Raw genomic sequence first — 16,183 nt, forward strand, 5'->3', positions numbered from 1 at the left:
GTGTTAAGAAAAACAGTATTTGTTTTCATTATACCTTTTTTACTTCTTTTTTCACTAGGGTTATGGCAATTATTTAGATTGAGCTGGAAGAATAATATTATCAAAAATATGGATCTTCCAGTTGTTTATCTATTACCTAATGATGATCTCGCACAATTTAACTACAGACACGTCAAAATCGATGGGATTTTAAGTGACATAGAACTATATGTTTTTGCAGGGCAACGTGGCTATCATGTGCTGTCTCCTATGTTGCTTACCACTGGACATTACATGTTAGTGAATAAAGGAATAGTCAGAGAAAAAAAAGAAGAAAAAGCAAAAATTGAAAAAGTAGCTTTGAGTGGAGTTTTATATTGTGATGGTAGCAAAAATTGGTTTATCAAAAATGATATTGCTTCAAATACGTGGTTTACCTTAAGTACAGAAGAAATCTCCAATGATCTAGGTATTAAGCTAGAAAAATGTATATTGTGGCAAGACAATTTTGGTGGAAAATTGACTATACAGCCAATTAAGCATTTGGAGTATGCAATTACTTGGTTTGCACTTTCCTTTATTTGTCTCATTATGTGCGTATTTTACTGTAGGCAAAATAGATATAAGTTGTAGGGAGGTAGCATGGAAAAAGAAGAGCTACAAATAGAAAAAATGCAACAAAGAGGAAGTAAATACTTATTACAAGAATTAATTGTATGTCAGTATTGTAAATCCATTTATTATGGAATGAGTAATGCTAAGGGAGGAAGAAGTTACTATCGTTGTCCTGGAAAACGTTTTGGTGAATGTAACAGCAAATCAATACGCGCGGATATACTAGAAAAGGTAATATGGGAAGAAGTTAAGATGGTAAGAGAGCACATAACGAAGGAAAAATATGATTTATCAGAGGCAGATTGGGAGACTAAATTTAATATAATTAGAAAGTTAGTTCAGCGTATTGAAATTGATGATGATAATGTACATATGGTGTTTCGATTAAAAGAACTCGCTCTCGAAAGACAAAAAGAAGATATTCAACCTTGTACCAGAATTATAAAGAATGTAGTGCTATCGAATGCAATAGGAATGCATAAAGTTAGCAACGCCTTAGCTGCAATATCAGTTGCAGTGAAACTTGGAATTAGCGATGAAGAGATTAAAAAAGGTCTTTTAGAATTTAAAGGAGTAGCAAGGAGATTTTCTTTAATTGCCGATATTAAAGGTGTTAAGTTAATTGAGGATTATGCTCACCATCCAAACGAAATACAGGCAACTCTAGCAGCAGCACGTTTGACCACTAAAGGAAAGGTAACAGGAATTATCGAGCCGCTTCGTTTTGCTCGTATTCGTAATTTTTTTGATGAGTTCGTACGAATTTTCATGATGTTTGATTATGTAATTCTCACTCCTGTCCATCCTCCAGAAGATAAGCCTATTCCTGGCTGTGGAATTGATGATATACAAAAAGCCTTGATCAGTAATGGGTTTAATGATGTGAAGATTATGAATGATGCTTTACTCATTTCACATTTTATTAGTAATTCGACAAGTTCAGGAGATGTAGTATTATTTATTGGTGCTGGTAGTAATATAGCTAAACTAGCAAGAGAAGCTGCAAAGCTGCTGCTAGTAAAATAAACTTAAGCATTGGTGATTTATATGATAAAATTGTGTAGTAAAACTGGATCCCATTGTCTAGGCAAACAACTGTACAGACATTGCGATATGGGGATAGCTTCCATTAAGAATGGTGTCATCCCAGTGCCCAGACACTGGGATCCAGAAAACTTAACTTTAAATAAGTGGCTGTATAATAAAAACTGGATTCCAGTGTCAAGCACTGACCATCCGCTACTCAAATTACCTGTATATTGCAATGTTCGTACACTGAAATGTTACAGCGCTGGGGTGACATTTCCCGAACGTGCACACAATTGTGAATCTAGTAGAGGTTTAGCATGATGAAAAAGACAATTAGCAGTGTATTTGCAAGAGAAATTTTAGATAGCAGGGGTTACCCAACAATTGAGGTAGAAATAGAACTATGTGATGGGGCAACAGGTAGAGCCGCTGTCCCTTCTGGGGCTTCGACCGGTAAACTAGAAGCATTGGAGCTGAGAGATCAAGATGAAAAAAGGTATTGTGGTAAAGGAGTGCTGAAAGCTGTTCAATCTGTGAGTGGAGTGATAGCAAATAAAATCATTGGCATGGATGCAGCAAACCAGAGTGCAATTGATAAAGTTTTAATTGAACTAGATGGAACAAAAAATAAATCTAAACTTGGAGCAAATGCAACTTTGGGTGTGTCTCTTGCTGTTGCAAAAGCAGCAGCAAACAGCTTTAAAATGCCGTTATATAAGTATTTGGGAGTAGGGGAAGAGCAGATGCCAGTTCCACTCATTAACGTAATGAATGGTGGAGTACATGCGGACAATAAACTCGACTTTCAGGAGTTCATGATTCTTCCGGTCGGTGCTGAGACTTTCAGTGAAGCAATCAGAATATCTGCGGAGGTATTTCATAACTTGCGCAGCATTCTTAAGAAAAAAGGTTATAGCACAAACGTAGGAGATGAAGGTGGTTTTGCACCAAACATTGGAAGCACTGAAGAAGCTCTTAATTTGATAATTCAGGCTGTTGAATCTGCCGGTTATTCGATGAAAAATCACTTTGCACTGGGTCTTGATGTTGCTGCATCCACTTTTTATGAAGATGGAGTTTACAAATTTGAAAACAGAGAGCTCACTTCAGAGGAATTGGTTCAGTATTATTTTGACCTTGTAGGCAAATATCCAATAATTTCTATAGAAGATGCAATGAATGAAGACGACTATGAAGGTTGGAAATTACTTACTGTAAAACTTGGGAATAAAGTTCAATTGGTTGGAGATGATTTATTTGTTACAAATTGTAAACTAATAAGTAAAGGAATAGAGGAGAAAATGGCAAATGCTGTACTAATCAAGCCAAATCAGATAGGAACACTTACGGAAACTTTTGCTGCTATTGAAATGGCAAAATTAAATGGCTACAGGGCTATTATTTCGCATCGCTCAGGTGAAACAGAAGATACAACGATATCCCACATAGCGGTTGCATCGAATTGTGGACAAATCAAGACTGGCTCGCTGTCGCGTTCTGATAGGCTTGCAAAGTATAATGAATTAATGAGAATAGAAAGTTCATTAGGAGAAAATGCTAAATATTATTGTGGGTTAGCATGGACTTCATAGACGAAGTTAAATTATATTTAAAAGCAGGTGATGGTGGCGATGGCTGCGCAAGTTTTCGTCGAGAAAAATTCGTTGAATTTGGTGGCCCAAACGGTGGTAATGGGGGCAAGGGAGGAGACATAATTTTCATCAGTGATGCAAATCTCAACACTTTGCTTAATTTTCGTTGTCGAAGATATATTAAAGCAAGTAGTGGAAAAAGTGGTACGAGTAGAGATAGATCTGGCACGGCAGGAAAAGATATTATACTTAAAGTTCCAGTTGGTACACAAATAATCGATGAAGAAAGTGAGGAAGTGATAGTAGATCTTGATAAACCCGACATGGAATTTCAAGTAGTACAAGGTGGAAAAGGTGGACTTGGAAATACTAACTTTAAATCTGCTACTAATAGGGCACCAAGACATTTTACTCATGGTCAGCCTGGCGAAGAAAGAAATATAATATTGAAGCTAAAAGTTTTATCTGATGTTGGCATTATTGGTATGCCAAATGCAGGTAAATCTAAATTTTTAACCCGCTGCTCAAATTCTGATACGAAAGTAGGCGATTATGAATTTACTACTATAAGACCACATTTAGGTGTAGCAAAAGTGGATTATAGCGAAATTGTGATAGCAGATATTCCTGGAATAATCGCTGATGCTCATCTTGGAGTTGGGCTCGGACACAAATTTTTAAGGCACATAGAAAGGTGCAAAATTTTACTGCATTTAATTGATGTAACTCACGATGACATTATTTCAGCTTATAATTGTACACATAATGAACTGAAGCTTTACAATAGCGACCTTATCAAGAAGGAAGAAACTGTTGTGTTAAACAAATGCGACTTATTGGAGGAAGCAGAAATTCTTGAGAAGAAGAATCATTTAGCCAATTATCTTGATAGAGAAGTACTGTGTTTATCAATCGACGATGATTTACAGCCCATTCTGAGGTTGTTAAATGAAAAAGTGAAAATTAAGGAAATTAATGTATATGATCCTTTTAAGACATGAATTTTTTATTTAACAGTTGGTCACTTAAGGTAAATCCGATTCTTTCAGTATATTAAACACTGCAATTGACCTTGATCCCATCTTTAGCTATATTCACATTTGTAGGTGTCAATTCTTGGCTTGGGTAGCTTTGAATTTTCTTTAAGAACTTCGTATTGTCAATAAAAGCAACATCATTATGAGACCACATTTTTTTATGATCGAACATTTTTTTATTTAGAACTGCTACTAATTCACTTAGTGTAAGGTTAAATCTAATACCATCATTAGGGTCAAAAAATGTAAAATCATCATTTCCATTCTTCCTTATTAACATAGAATGACCGTGAAATTGAGTTGGTGTTCTTTTAAAAGTGCAGAACTTGATATAATTTCCGGAACCAATACTATTAATATCTTTTTCAAGTATTTCTTTTTTTATACAATAAGATCCACTGCTACTATTATAATTGATTATTTTTAGTTGATGAGGGTATGTTAATATGTTACAAGGATAAATTCCAAATAAAAATGCCAATATTTTTTCAATTAAGGATGAGGCTTTTAATGTGTGTGAATGTACTGTGTGTGCTTCTAACTCACTGAGAATATTTTTATATCTACTTTTTTCTGTAAGTTTTTGTGATGAACCTATATCAAATAGTAAATCGTGTTCAGTAACATAATTGCAAAGTATATCACATAACCCATCGTACTCTTTTTGAATTTTTGCAGTTAGGGGATATTTATGGTTACAGATTATATTCATTATGTCAAGTTGTGAGAATTTTACATCTACTTTCTTTGCATAGGGATTGTTTATATCAAGCACATTTCCCAATCTGTTAATGTTGTTTCTAATAGCATAATACATTGAAAAAATACCAACTACAGCAGATAATAGAGCAACAACACATAGACTAATGATTGTAGGTAACGTTAACCTTAAGGCAATAATCAGAGACATTATTGATGCTATGAAAGCTATACCAGCTATTGTTGAAATAACCAGAAGATTAGTATTACTTTTGTTAAAGATCTCTATACTTTTCTTCATAGTAATATTTTAATACTAAAAATTAATTTATTATACTATATGTAGTAGTAAATATCAATAGAAATATTATTAATAAATTAAATTCCTTTGTATAAGAAATAGAACTAGATGCTTAAAAAGCTTTTATCAAAAGCATTTGTGCTATAAAAACCTTATGTCTATTTTATTGCTAATTAAAATATATACAGCTGCAAAAAGAGCTAAATTTATTCTCATCGTAGAAAAGATTCAGAAAAAATGTAACGCACATACGACAGAGATTAAGCATATGTGTGCACCCATTTGCGCTGAAGAAGATACGCTACATTCTTTACTGAGTTTGATTATTTGATAAAAAAGTCTGCAGACGAAGATAGATTTTGAGCTCTAAAAATACCTCTACTTTGATTATACTAAGATTAGATAAATAGGCGAAGTAATTTTTATATTAGTTTTTTAGCTAAGAGCCGATTTGGTGTTTAGTAACTTGACATTTATTCAATACTACTGTATAATAAAGATGTGCATTTTTTGTACTATGGCAATAAAATTACCTTGTAATAGGTGTATTGGACCCGAGGGCAGTACTCGGCGCCTCCACCATATTTTTTGATTGATACGGGGGCGAGTAAGGATCGACATGCATAGTAAAGATGGTAGCTTTGCTCGGTTAGATACCACCGCTAAGAGTTCACAATTTAGATGCAAACGATAACTTTGCTGCTGAAGACAATGTTGCATTAGCTGCTTAATTTAGGCACTATAACTTCATTGCTATAAGCACGGTTTAGGGAACGCCGGGTAACAGAAGTTCCCCCAAACATGTAAGGGTTATATGGATAAAACAGATTATCAGAAGTCGCTTAGTTATGCTAAATTTCAAGTTATCAAAAAGGCTTTGAATACTATATTAGATAATGATTTTACTCCTCACTTAGAGATACTGTTTTTTATGCGATTTAACGGTGTTGTCATACCAGATTACTTGAAAGAATCATACCCTACTCAAATGCTTATTATATTACAGCACCAATTTTATGGTCTAAAAGTTCTTGAAGATAAGTTTAGCGTCAGTTTGAGCTTTCGTGGAAAACAAGAACAAGTCACTGTACCGTTTTTTGCTATTAGTGAGTTTCATGATAAAATTTCAGGAGATACTTTAGTATTTAGCGTTGATTCTGATAAAGAATATGAAAGTGAGAAATGTGCTGAAAAGTCATCAAATGGTAGTATTATATCTATAGATCAACTTTACGATAAGTAGTTGCTTAATTTTATAAATAAAAAATATTGTATCTGTTCAGGATATCGACAAGACCATAGAGTAAAAGTGAGTTTATAACAAATGGTATCATTTGAGTAGCTGACATTAGCTTTCACATAAAAAACGTTATAAAGCGCTTTCATGTTTACCAACTTAGTGCCAATCTGGATCCCAGTGTCTGGGCACTGGGATGACAACAAAGGGGCTACTTGAACAGAGGCTATTTAGGTAACAAGAGGTGACAAGAAAAGAAGCGCTGGTTTCATACGTACCTGAACACTTATCCTGCATGTAATAAACATGATCAAAAAGCTATTCATACAGTACACATCTCTCCGTTAATTTATCAATAAGTTTTTTATCCACGTGGAATCAAAGGGTATAATATCTTATAGCTTATTGTTTACACCTATTTCAGCATAAAAATTATTGTGGGGCTTGATTTTATACATATCACTACACATAATAGGTTTTAGTGTAAATTAGTAATATGCATCCAATCATATACTTACTTAACCTGTTACTTGATCTTTACAGCTTCGTTCTAATATGCTCAATTGCTCTCGATTTGTTGATTAAATTGAATGTAGTTAACATGTATAATGAGATTGTAAGCAGCATAATGCAAACTTTAAACAGACTCACTTATCCTCCACTAAAGGTTATCAGAAGGTATATACAACCATTCAATGGATTAGATTTATCCGTGATGATATTGATAATAGCAATTCACTTTGTAAAATATACAATTACTTATTACTTTAAGTAGATGTTAAAAAAACAGCTAAAATCAGCGATATACTTGTCACTATTAATGTATATATATATATCGGTTTTTAGCTATAATTATAAAGATCCATCCTTAAATACAGCTACAAATCAGGAAGTAACAAATTTGGGCGGAGTAGTAGGTTCATATTTAGCTGATATATTGGTTCAATTTCTTGGACTCGCTAGTATTACAATAGCTACAACCATAGTTTACTTTTTAATTTTCAGAGCATCATTGCTGAAAATTATCTACCTAACGTTAATCAATGTAGCAATATATGCTATATTGTCGCAACTTTCGCTTGGCATTACTGCTAGATACATGCACGGTGGAATAGTCGGTAATGCTCTAATTGACCACTGCCCGTTTTACATATTCACAGTAGTAGCATCAATAGGTATTGTAGGATTGATTGGTTGGAAGAGAACGGTTTATTCTTTGCTTTTCCTATGTAAAAAAATATTTTCCCTTTTTACAAAGGTTCTGTTTTTCAGGTTACGTAAAACTACTGATTATTCAATAGCACCATTAGTAGTAGAGGAAAAATATATAACCACTAAACAACAACCGAAAGAAAGAAAGAAAAAAGCTGCCGAAGAAATTGTTAAACCACCTTCTAGCGAGTTTGAGTTTCCAAGCATTCACTTACTTTCCAAAGCAGAAGAATCTTTGCAGAGAAAACAGTTGAATGCATTAGAGAGCAATAAGAATTTATCTCTGCTCGAACAGGTTCTGAGTGATTTTGGCGTGCAAGGAAAAATTATAAGTGTATGTTATGGACCGGTTGTGACTTTATACAAACTTGAACCACAAGCAGGTACAAAATCTGCAAGAGTGATTGGTCTTGCAGATGATATTGCACGTTCAATGAGTGCACTTTCTGCACGTATTTCAATAATTCGTGGACAAAATGCCATGGGAATAGAATTGCCAAACAAGGAGCGAGAGATTGTAATGCTGCGTGATTTACTTGAATCGCCAGAATACCAAAATGCAAACTTAAATCTTCCAATTGCGCTTGGCAAGGAAATAAGCGGAAAACCAGTTATTGCAGATCTGACTAAAATGCCCCACTTGCTTGTTGCCGGAACTACAGGGTCAGGTAAGTCGGTTGCAATTAACACGATGATTCTGTCGCTTGTTTATCGACTAAGTCCTGATGAATGCAAGATGATAATGATCGACCCCAAAATGCTCGAGCTTTCAATATATGATGCAATACCGCATCTAATAACGCCAGTGGTAACAGAGCCAAAAAAAGCTGTTATTGCTCTTAAGTGGATAGTGAAAGAGATGGAAAATCGCTATCGCATGATGTCATATTTAAATGTGCGCAATGTAATAAACTATAATCAAAAAATTACAGAAGCGATGAATAGCGGAATAGAGTTGGAGCGCGTTGTACAGATTGGCTTTAACTCAACAACGGGTAAACCTTTATTTGAAAAAATACCACTTAAAATGGAGACATTTCCGTATATTGTGGTGATCGTAGATGAAATGGCAGATTTAATGCTTGTTGCTGGCAAAGATATAGAATGCTCTATTCAACGTTTAGCTCAGATGGCTCGTGCTGCAGGAATACACATCATAATGGCAACACAACGCCCATCTGTAGATGTGATAACAGGTGTGATAAAAGCAAACTTTCCAACGAGAATTAGTTTTGCTGTTACTTCTAAGATAGATAGCCGTACAATACTTGGTGAACAAGGGGCCGAACAGTTACTCGGTATGGGTGATATGCTTTATATGGCCTCTGGTGGTAAGATTATTCGAGTGCACGGTCCATTTGTAAGTGATGATGAGGTGCAAAATATAGTTGATCATCTGAAAACGCAAGGTGAGCCAAACTACATGGAGGAAATCACTCAAGAAGATGAAAATTCTTTCGCGGAATCAGAAGGTGAAACAGAAGATGAAGAGAACGATCTATACAAGCAAGCAGTGGCCATCATTCAGAGAGATCAAAAGGTTTCAACTAGTTACATTCAAAGGCAACTTAGAATAGGCTATAACAGAGCTGCAAATATTGTTGAAAGAATGGAGAAAGAAGGTATTGTCAGTGCTCCGAGTTACTCAGGAAAGAGAGAGATATTGGTAGAATAACCCTTAACTTAAACCAAAGAAAGTTATTTTAAGATCAATAGATCTCTTGCATAACTGGAATTCAAAAGTTCCAGCGCATGACCAGATATTTCTTATTGGATCCCAGTTGTATAGTGTTTAATACTAAATTAACTACTAAAAACGTACAATAGTAATATATTAATTAGCTAGGGGGTTAAAAATGGGTATAACCAAATTTGTATTCGGTTTTGATAAATCGGATGTAACAGCATTGCAGGAAAGTCAAAATATTGATGCTAAAAAGTTTCAAGAAGTATTTAGCGCATTAAAAGAATGGCAAGAAGCTCAAAAGATAGATGCTAAACAGTTTGAAGAGGTATTTAGTGCATTAAAAGAGTGGCAAGAAGCTCAAAAGATAGATGTTGAGCAGTTTGAAAAAGTTTTTGGTGCATTAGAAGACAAGATTGGTACTGAGCAGTTTCAAGCTATACAAGAGCACTTAAGCGGCTTGCAAGAAAAATTTACAGGCTTAGAAGAAAAAGTAGAAACATTTGCAGACATGGTAGGGGGACAAGAACAAGCAATACTAACTTGTGCCATAGTCAGTGCTGTTGCTGCAATAGCTGTAACTAGTTTTGTTGCATTCTGTATCTATCAGGGAGTTAATCTTGATAAAGAAAAGAAAAACGACTTGTCTCAAGGTACACCAAATGGAAAAGTTGACGCAAGCAATGTTGTTAGTCATGAAACACCACTGATTGACTTTTTGAGTTGATAATGCTCTTCTTGAAGAGGTGTTACGTAAAATTTGTAACACCTTAAACTTTCTTTAGATTTTGCAGGTTTTGGTAGTAAATTTTTTAGAAAGATGTTTGTATTATAAAGTTAGTAGAGATTCTGATTTACTTAAAGTTCGTTAATTGGTATCTTTTAAAGTACAATATTCACTATAGCATGCTTAAGATCTTTTCTAAAGTTTTATTTACATTAATACTTTTGGTTTCTAGTTTCTTTACTGTACATAATGTTGAAGCGAAGTCTAAGGTAAAGCTCAGTAAGAGGTACATACCTCCTGGTAACCCTGGTGGTATAAATTTTCATGCAGATGAGGATTTTGCTGAGTCATATAAACTGTATGAGAAGCGTAGGGAGCTCCTCAAGAAAAAAAAGTTACAAGATCTAGCTATGAATAAAGAAGATCTAATCAAAAAATTAAAAGAAAAAAAAATTGCTAGCCTTGATAACGAGCCAAACAACGTGGGAGCTTGCATAGTTGAAGATGGGGAGGATGCTATGATCAATCAGCATGGTATTAATCTTGCACGTTTAAAGGGTGCTGTATTTATAGATCAAGAGCCAGTTTCTCAGTATGAAAGTAAGCAGCATAAAAGTGAACAACAAAAAGGGAAAAAAGTTACTTCAACACGAGAAAAAAAAGTTTCCCCTATAAATGTTACTATAAAAGAAAGTCCATCAAGAAGAACGTGCTCTCATGATTCTATTACTGATCTAAATAGAACAACACAGCATAGTTTAAATGGTTCAAGTTCATTTGGCAGTGTAGTTGACACAGTAAAATAGTGTCACGATTAATAATATGCTAGATAGAGACCTGACATTCAGTGATGATGCATATGAGTCATCGCCGGTTTCCAGGCATAAAACTCATACTGTAAAAGTTGGACAAGTGAAGATAGGTGGAAATAATCCTATAGTTGTTCAATCCATGGCACTTGGTGCACATATAGATTCTGACAACATAAAAAGCAGTGCTCAGAAATATGCAAAAGAAGTAATAGAACTAGCGCATGCAGGTTCAGAATTGGTGCGAATTGCTTTGAACTCAGAGGAAGTAGCAAAAGCAATACCTTATATAGTAGAGGAAATAAATAAAGAAGGCTTTGATGGTAAGATATTAGTAGGCTGTGGACAATATGAGCTCTACAGGCTGATTCAGGATTATCCAGACAACATTAAAATTCTGGGTAAAATTAGGATAAATCCAGGTAATATAGGCTTTGGTGATAAACGTGATGAAAAATTCGAAAAAATTATAGAGTATGCAATAACGCATGATCTTCCTGTCAGAATTGGAGTAAATTGGGGTAGTCTTGATAAGTACCTTTCACAAAAATTAATGGATGAAAACTCCTTATCTAGTAATCCAAAAACTTCTGATGTTATATTACGTAAGACGCTTGTAATGTCTGCTCTTGGTAGTGCAAAAAAAGCTGAAAAGATTGGCCTTAATGCAGAGAAAATAATCATTTCATGTAAAGTCAGTAGAGTGCAGGATTTAATTTTAGTTTATACGGCACTTGCAAAATCTTCCAATTATGCGCTGCATTTGGGTTTAACCGAAGCTGGTATGGGTAACAAAGGCGTAGTAAATACCACAGCAGGGCTTACTTATTTATTGCAAAATGGTATTGGAGACACTATCCGGGCTTCTTTAACTCAGCGCCCTGGTGAATCACGCACTAATGAGGTGGTAGTATGTCAGGAAATACTGCAGTCTATAGGTTTGCGCTACTTTAACCCTCAGGTGAGTTCATGTCCTGGTTGTGGACGCACAAGTAGCGATCGTTTTCGTATATTAACTGAGGAAGTAAATGGCTACATAAAAACTCATATGCCGGTATGGAAGAAAAAGAATCCTGGTGTAGAGTATATGAACGTTGCTGTTATGGGATGCATAGTAAATGGTCCTGGAGAGAGCAAACATGCAAATCTGGGGATCAGCCTGCCTGGGTATGGAGAAAAACCTGTTTCAGCAGTCTACAAAGACGGCAAATATTTCAAAACTTTACAAGGTGATAATATTTTTGAAGAATTTAAGGAAATTATTAGTGATTATGTGGAGAAGCATTACACGTGACAGGTTCATGATTACTGTAAATCTGATGTGAAAAATGAATTTTATGAGAGGGGATTAAATTTTTCTAAAAACCAGCTAATGGAAAAATTTGCTTTTCTAGATTATCGGGAATTACTTTATTTTATATCATAGATATTATATAATAAACTATATATATAAATTTATTAAAGAAACATTATGGCCATAAAAAGAGACGAGGCTTTAAAAATATTAGGTTTTCAATCAAGCTATGCGCCTAGTGAAAAAGAAATTAAATCAGCGTATAGAAAATTAGCCTTGAAATATCATCCTGATAAACATTCAGAAGCTGTAAAGAAACAAAATGAGGAGAAATTTAAAAAGCTAGGTACTGCATATGAATTTCTCACTAAGGAAAATATAGAAGGGGTTAAAAATCTAACTGACGGAAATTTAAATGGAATTAATTCGCCTGAAGATTTGAGGTTTTACTTAAGTAGGGCTCTCTACAATCAGGATATAAAGTTTCTTGAAAAGCTTTTTTCCAAATTCAAAAGCAGTAAAGATGGAAGATTTGGTGATTACATCAATGAAGAACTTATTTGTATTTACTTTCCATTATCTATTGCTTTAATGCAAGCTAAAGATTCAAGAAATTATAGTATTCTGAAACTTCTTTTAGAAAATGGTGCTGATCCTAATATAAAGCTATTACATAATGAAGCTTCGTTACACTATTATATGGTTCTCGATGACAGCAGAATTGTAGAGTTATTGTTACAATATGGTGCTGATCCTAATATGTTAGATAGAAATGGTAAAAATCCGTTGTTTGAAGCGTTTTTGTGTGATGATGATTATACTATGGAAATACTTTTGAAATATGGTGCTAATCCTAATATGTTAGATGAAAATGGTCGAGGTCCATTATATCAAGCAATCAATTGTGACAACGATAAACGCGAAAAATATGTAGAGTTGCTTCTAAAGTATGGTGCAGATCCTAATCAGAAGGTTAATGGCTCCAGAGTTATAGAGTGTGCTCCATATTTCACTAATAATTGTGTAATGAATTTGATTAAAACGCTTACTCTGCCATACGGCAGCAATAACAAAGTTAGAAAATTAATGGCCGAGTATGGTGGTGTTGATAGACAGTATATTATGCTTCAAGCAATATTTACTTGTTGTTGCTTAACAGTAGCTTCTGCTACTTTTTTTAGTATAGCTTCTCCTTGGTGTTATATACCAACAGCAATATTTGCACTTGCCGCGTGTTTTTTCATTAAAAATTCTGTACATGCTGCATTTTTTGCAAAAGAACCTTCTCCTGAGTTTACCGAAGCTATAGCTTGTCCAGAGATTAGTAAAAGGCTATAATATCTAAAGTTTTAGTGCTGGGTAAAGATGAGAAAAAAGCATCCAGCAGACCTAAGTCAAAGGGAATGGACAAGAATAGAAAGCTATTCCAGAGTATCATACAGGAAAGGAGGAAGGTCGTCAAAGTATAGCAAAAGAGAAATATTAGAAGCAATTTTCTATGTATTGTGTACAGGTGTAAATGGCGGTATTTACTATGTGATGGGATACCAAGGAGAAAATTTAAAAAATCATATAAAGGAAGAATATGGTATGGATATTGAGATTGTCAAAAGGCCTTCATGTAGGTTCTAAGTCAACAAAGACACACCGCCTTAGCTACTACCAATGAGGGGTTTAAAGTGCAGCCAAGAAGGTGGGTTGTAGAAAGGACTTTTGCTTTAGGAATAGAAGACTATCGAAAGAATAAGATTTATTCACTGAAAATTTCATATATCTGGCTATGAGTAGAGTTATGTTAAGGAGAGAAATATGCTTGAATTCGCGAACAAGTTCTAATCATTAATGTTATACACGTTCTTTTCTTTTTCTATTCTCTCTTGTTCTTCAATACAATACATAGCAAGCGGATTAGCTTTAAGTCTTTCGACTCCTATTTCTTCTCCCGTTCCATCGCAGTAACCATAAATGCCTAATTTTATTTTTTCCAACGCCTCCTTAATTTTTTCTTTTCTATCTTTTCGGCGCTTAATTAATTCTCCATTTTCACTATCAGAATAAATACTACTATCTTCTAGATCTTGTTTCTCCAGTTCAGAGAGTATTGATTTTAACTTTAAGCTAAAGTATTCCAGTTGTTTTACGTTCATATATTCTTCATTTTCTGAAGGAACGTAATCTTCCGGTAACTTTATTTTTATTAATTTTTCCATAGCATTATCAATAAAATATATTAAAACTTATATAACTTATAAACAAAAAAAATTATACTACCCTCAAAGTAAACACTATAATTTATAATAAACATTTAAAATCCTGGTATGATTAGTTCGGTAAAAAAATTAGTAATAAATGATAATAATCTTACTTATATAGTATGTATTTTTATTATAATGTTAAGTTTATCTTCATATACACTTGAAAACAACAGTAAACAAGAAGTTATATTAACATTAACATGGATATGTGCTACATTTGTTTTGCAGATCTCTACAAATAATTTATTTACATCTGATTATCATGATGGAATATTAGAGCAAATCTTTGTACAGCCACTCTCTTCTAGGCTGATAGTTGCTTATAAAATCTTCGCTCACTGGTTGTTATTTGGGTTACCGATTTCAGTGATTTCTTTCATGTTCAGCTTTGCAATTCTAGGCAATAATATTGAACATTCAATAGCAGTTGGAGTGTCTTTATTATTTAATACGCTGATAATCATTAATATTTCAGCTACTGGAAATGCATTGATGATTGGTCGAAATAACTTAGCATCAGGAGTGTCGCAAATTCTTGCTTTGCCAATGATAATGCCAACTTTTATATATTTCAAATTGCTAACTCAATTTGAAAATTTATCCTTGAATATTTATACACTACTAATCACCATCTTAGTTTTTGTCATTTTAATTGTTAACAGCACTATAACTACTCACATAGCATTAAAATTTGCTGTGGAGCAGGATTGAAAAAACTTACTAGTTATTTACTTGTATTTGCTTAATTAAGGGTGTTAACTTAAGTAGAGATGGAGACATTAGACTTCTTGCATGAATTACAGCGTGTGAAACCATTATTGGATTTCAGACTGGCTGGTTATGCAAGAAATCTAATATCTATCGAAGAGTCAGAAACTTTTATAACTTACCTTTAATCAACCTAACCCATGCGTGCCAATCTCTCTCACCAAGATTGCTTTCGAAAGACAGAAGATCCTTTACGGCTTTTGAGCAAATTTCTTCACTTGGAATTGACAACTCCCTATTCATTGCTAGCGTCAGGCATTGAGTTTTACAAGCTTGTTCTAAGTGATACGTATAAAACATTGCTTCTTGTATAGTCTGACCACATGTTATAGATCCATGATTGCGCATTAACATCACAAAATTTTCTTTCAAATCAGCTATTAATCTTTTTCCTTCTGTATCATCAAGTGCCAGGGAATTATAATCATGGTAAGATAACTTATTATAAAAGTGCAGTGCCCACTGACTTATTGGGAGTAATCCATCCTTGAGAGAAGAAACTGCTACAATAGAAGGTGTATGTAGATGAAAAATTGCTTGAATATCTTTCCTTGCTTGATAAATGAAGCCATGGATTACATAGCCAGTTTTATTATATTGATATTCTTTGCCTTCAATTATATTCCCATCAAACGATACTTTCATCAATGAACTTTCATCTACTTCATAAAAACGTATACCAAACGGATAAACATAAAATGACTTTTTATCTTCAGAACGTACAGAGAGATGAGTATACGTATGATCATCTAATTTAAGATAAGATAAAATTTGATAGGCGTTAACTAGGTCTCTTTTCAACTCACTATTTGTTAATAACATAGCTCTTGACTAAAATTTTCTAAAGATTTATACGTAAAAAAAAGTTTATTACAAACTAAAAGGTGAACCTACGTTAAAATACTAAGCACTTTTACTTGCCTTAGGTGATTAGAGTTTACATTT

The 16,183-nt window shown here is 34.0% G+C and carries 16 protein-coding genes, 1 other RNA gene and 1 pseudogene; 15 read left to right on the plus strand and 3 right to left on the minus strand.

Annotated elements, in window-relative coordinates; all coding sequences use genetic code 11:
- The 5 genes from ABWU65_RS06975 to cgtA all read left to right on the plus strand — a co-directional run bounded on the left by ABWU65_RS06975 (position 1) and on the right by cgtA (position 4,216).
- Positions 1–612: an SURF1 family protein gene (locus ABWU65_RS06975; protein ID WP_353280528.1), complete on the plus strand. Its 612-nt coding sequence runs from the start codon at positions 1–3 to the stop codon at positions 610–612.
- 9 nt (positions 613–621) lie between these two features.
- A complete protein-coding gene (locus tag ABWU65_RS06980; RefSeq protein ID WP_353280529.1) occupies positions 622–1,620 on the plus strand; it encodes a glutamate ligase domain-containing protein in 999 nt (332 codons plus the stop codon).
- 87 nt (positions 1,621–1,707) lie between these two features.
- Complete coding sequence (locus ABWU65_RS06985) at positions 1,708–1,944, plus strand: WPE palindromic element domain-containing protein (RefSeq protein WP_353280530.1); 237 nt, start codon at positions 1,708–1,710, stop codon at positions 1,942–1,944.
- Positions 1,941–3,215 (plus strand): phosphopyruvate hydratase, encoded by a 1,275-nt coding sequence (eno, locus tag ABWU65_RS06990; RefSeq protein WP_353280532.1) that lies wholly within the window; start codon positions 1,941–1,943, stop codon positions 3,213–3,215. Before ABWU65_RS06985 ends, eno begins: the two co-directional genes overlap by 4 nt.
- Complete coding sequence (cgtA, locus tag ABWU65_RS06995; RefSeq protein ID WP_353280533.1) at positions 3,203–4,216, plus strand: Obg family GTPase CgtA; 1,014 nt, start codon at positions 3,203–3,205, stop codon at positions 4,214–4,216. Before eno ends, cgtA begins: the two co-directional genes overlap by 13 nt.
- 52 nt (positions 4,217–4,268) lie before the next feature.
- Here the strand turns inward: cgtA and ABWU65_RS07000 are convergent, their stop codons facing one another.
- On the minus strand, positions 4,269–5,252 hold the full coding sequence (locus ABWU65_RS07000) for a hypothetical protein (RefSeq protein ID WP_353280535.1): 984 nt from the start codon (positions 5,250–5,252) through the stop codon (positions 4,269–4,271).
- A 462-nt stretch (positions 5,253–5,714) separates the two neighbouring features.
- Here ABWU65_RS07000 and ssrA point away from each other — a divergent pair.
- From ssrA to ABWU65_RS07045, 9 genes and pseudogenes are all read left to right on the plus strand, one after another.
- Positions 5,715–6,052, plus strand: a transfer-messenger RNA (tmRNA) gene (ssrA, locus tag ABWU65_RS07005).
- A 14-nt stretch (positions 6,053–6,066) separates the two neighbouring features.
- Positions 6,067–6,495, plus strand: a complete 429-nt coding sequence (locus tag ABWU65_RS07010) for a ClpXP protease specificity-enhancing factor SspB (RefSeq protein ID WP_353280537.1) — start codon at positions 6,067–6,069, stop codon at positions 6,493–6,495.
- Positions 6,496–6,985: 490 nt separating this feature from the next.
- Positions 6,986–7,264 (plus strand): YggT family protein, encoded by a 279-nt coding sequence (locus tag ABWU65_RS07015; RefSeq protein WP_012481756.1) that lies wholly within the window; start codon positions 6,986–6,988, stop codon positions 7,262–7,264.
- Positions 7,265–9,376, plus strand: a complete 2,112-nt coding sequence (locus tag ABWU65_RS07020; protein WP_012481755.1) for a DNA translocase FtsK — start codon at positions 7,265–7,267, stop codon at positions 9,374–9,376. It begins immediately after the preceding gene.
- A gap of 181 nt (positions 9,377–9,557) precedes the next feature.
- On the plus strand, positions 9,558–10,112 hold the full coding sequence (locus ABWU65_RS07025; RefSeq protein ID WP_353280539.1) for a hypothetical protein: 555 nt from the start codon (positions 9,558–9,560) through the stop codon (positions 10,110–10,112).
- A 179-nt stretch (positions 10,113–10,291) separates the two neighbouring features.
- Positions 10,292–10,918 (plus strand): TRP75-related protein, encoded by a 627-nt coding sequence (locus tag ABWU65_RS07030; RefSeq protein WP_353280541.1) that lies wholly within the window; start codon positions 10,292–10,294, stop codon positions 10,916–10,918.
- Between the two features lie 16 nt (positions 10,919–10,934).
- Positions 10,935–12,215: a flavodoxin-dependent (E)-4-hydroxy-3-methylbut-2-enyl-diphosphate synthase gene (gene ispG / locus ABWU65_RS07035; protein WP_353280543.1), complete on the plus strand. Its 1,281-nt coding sequence runs from the start codon at positions 10,935–10,937 to the stop codon at positions 12,213–12,215.
- Positions 12,216–12,392: 177 nt separating this feature from the next.
- Positions 12,393–13,553 carry an ankyrin repeat domain-containing protein gene (locus tag ABWU65_RS07040; protein ID WP_353280545.1) on the plus strand — a complete coding sequence of 387 codons (1,161 nt, stop codon included), beginning with the start codon at positions 12,393–12,395 and terminating at the stop codon, positions 13,551–13,553.
- 27 nt (positions 13,554–13,580) lie between these two features.
- Positions 13,581–14,058 (plus strand): annotated as a pseudogene (locus ABWU65_RS07045) (hypothetical protein).
- Here ABWU65_RS07045 and ABWU65_RS07050 read toward each other — a convergent pair.
- Positions 14,048–14,425, minus strand: a complete 378-nt coding sequence (locus ABWU65_RS07050) for a TraR/DksA family transcriptional regulator (RefSeq protein WP_254229723.1) — start codon at positions 14,423–14,425, stop codon at positions 14,048–14,050. The pseudogene ABWU65_RS07045 and the gene ABWU65_RS07050 sit on opposite strands and share 11 nt — an antisense overlap.
- Before the next feature lie 108 nt (positions 14,426–14,533).
- Between ABWU65_RS07050 and ABWU65_RS07055 the strand changes: the two genes are divergently transcribed.
- Positions 14,534–15,181 carry a heme exporter protein CcmB gene (locus ABWU65_RS07055; protein ID WP_254229722.1) on the plus strand — a complete coding sequence of 216 codons (648 nt, stop codon included), beginning with the start codon at positions 14,534–14,536 and terminating at the stop codon, positions 15,179–15,181.
- A gap of 168 nt (positions 15,182–15,349) precedes the next feature.
- On the opposite strand, the gene ABWU65_RS07060 is transcribed toward ABWU65_RS07055, so the two are convergent.
- A complete protein-coding gene (locus ABWU65_RS07060; RefSeq protein WP_353280548.1) occupies positions 15,350–16,060 on the minus strand; it encodes a class II aldolase/adducin family protein in 711 nt (236 codons plus the stop codon).
- Positions 16,061–16,183 lie beyond the last annotated feature (123 nt).

Origin of the sequence: Wolbachia endosymbiont (group B) of Silvanus unidentatus (assembly GCF_964028615.1) — a bacterium.
GTDB lineage: Bacteria > Pseudomonadota > Alphaproteobacteria > Rickettsiales > Anaplasmataceae > Wolbachia.

Bases quoted from the DNA above. Each gene is read 5' to 3' on its own strand.
- ABWU65_RS06980 (WP_353280529.1), top strand. From the start codon at position 622: ATGGAAAAAGAAGAGCTACAAATAGAAAAAATGCAACAAAGAGGAAGT.
- ABWU65_RS07000 (WP_353280535.1), bottom strand. From the start codon at position 5,252: ATGAAGAAAAGTATAGAGATCTTTAACAAAAGTAATACTAATCTTCTG.
- ABWU65_RS07030 (WP_353280541.1), top strand. From the start codon at position 10,292: ATGCTTAAGATCTTTTCTAAAGTTTTATTTACATTAATACTTTTGGTT.
- ispG (WP_353280543.1), top strand. From the start codon at position 10,935: ATGCTAGATAGAGACCTGACATTCAGTGATGATGCATATGAGTCATCG.
- ABWU65_RS07055 (WP_254229722.1), top strand. From the start codon at position 14,534: ATGATTAGTTCGGTAAAAAAATTAGTAATAAATGATAATAATCTTACT.
- ABWU65_RS07010 (WP_353280537.1), top strand. From the start codon at position 6,067: ATGGATAAAACAGATTATCAGAAGTCGCTTAGTTATGCTAAATTTCAA.
- ABWU65_RS07020 (WP_012481755.1), top strand. From the start codon at position 7,265: ATGTTAAAAAAACAGCTAAAATCAGCGATATACTTGTCACTATTAATG.
- ABWU65_RS07025 (WP_353280539.1), top strand. From the start codon at position 9,558: ATGGGTATAACCAAATTTGTATTCGGTTTTGATAAATCGGATGTAACA.
- cgtA (WP_353280533.1), top strand. From the start codon at position 3,203: ATGGACTTCATAGACGAAGTTAAATTATATTTAAAAGCAGGTGATGGT.
- eno (WP_353280532.1), top strand. From the start codon at position 1,941: ATGATGAAAAAGACAATTAGCAGTGTATTTGCAAGAGAAATTTTAGAT.
- ABWU65_RS07015 (WP_012481756.1), top strand. From the start codon at position 6,986: ATGCATCCAATCATATACTTACTTAACCTGTTACTTGATCTTTACAGC.
- ABWU65_RS06985 (WP_353280530.1), top strand. From the start codon at position 1,708: ATGGGGATAGCTTCCATTAAGAATGGTGTCATCCCAGTGCCCAGACAC.
- ABWU65_RS07050 (WP_254229723.1), bottom strand. From the start codon at position 14,425: ATGGAAAAATTAATAAAAATAAAGTTACCGGAAGATTACGTTCCTTCA.
- ABWU65_RS07040 (WP_353280545.1), top strand. From the start codon at position 12,393: ATGGCCATAAAAAGAGACGAGGCTTTAAAAATATTAGGTTTTCAATCA.
- ABWU65_RS07060 (WP_353280548.1), bottom strand. From the start codon at position 16,060: ATGTTATTAACAAATAGTGAGTTGAAAAGAGACCTAGTTAACGCCTAT.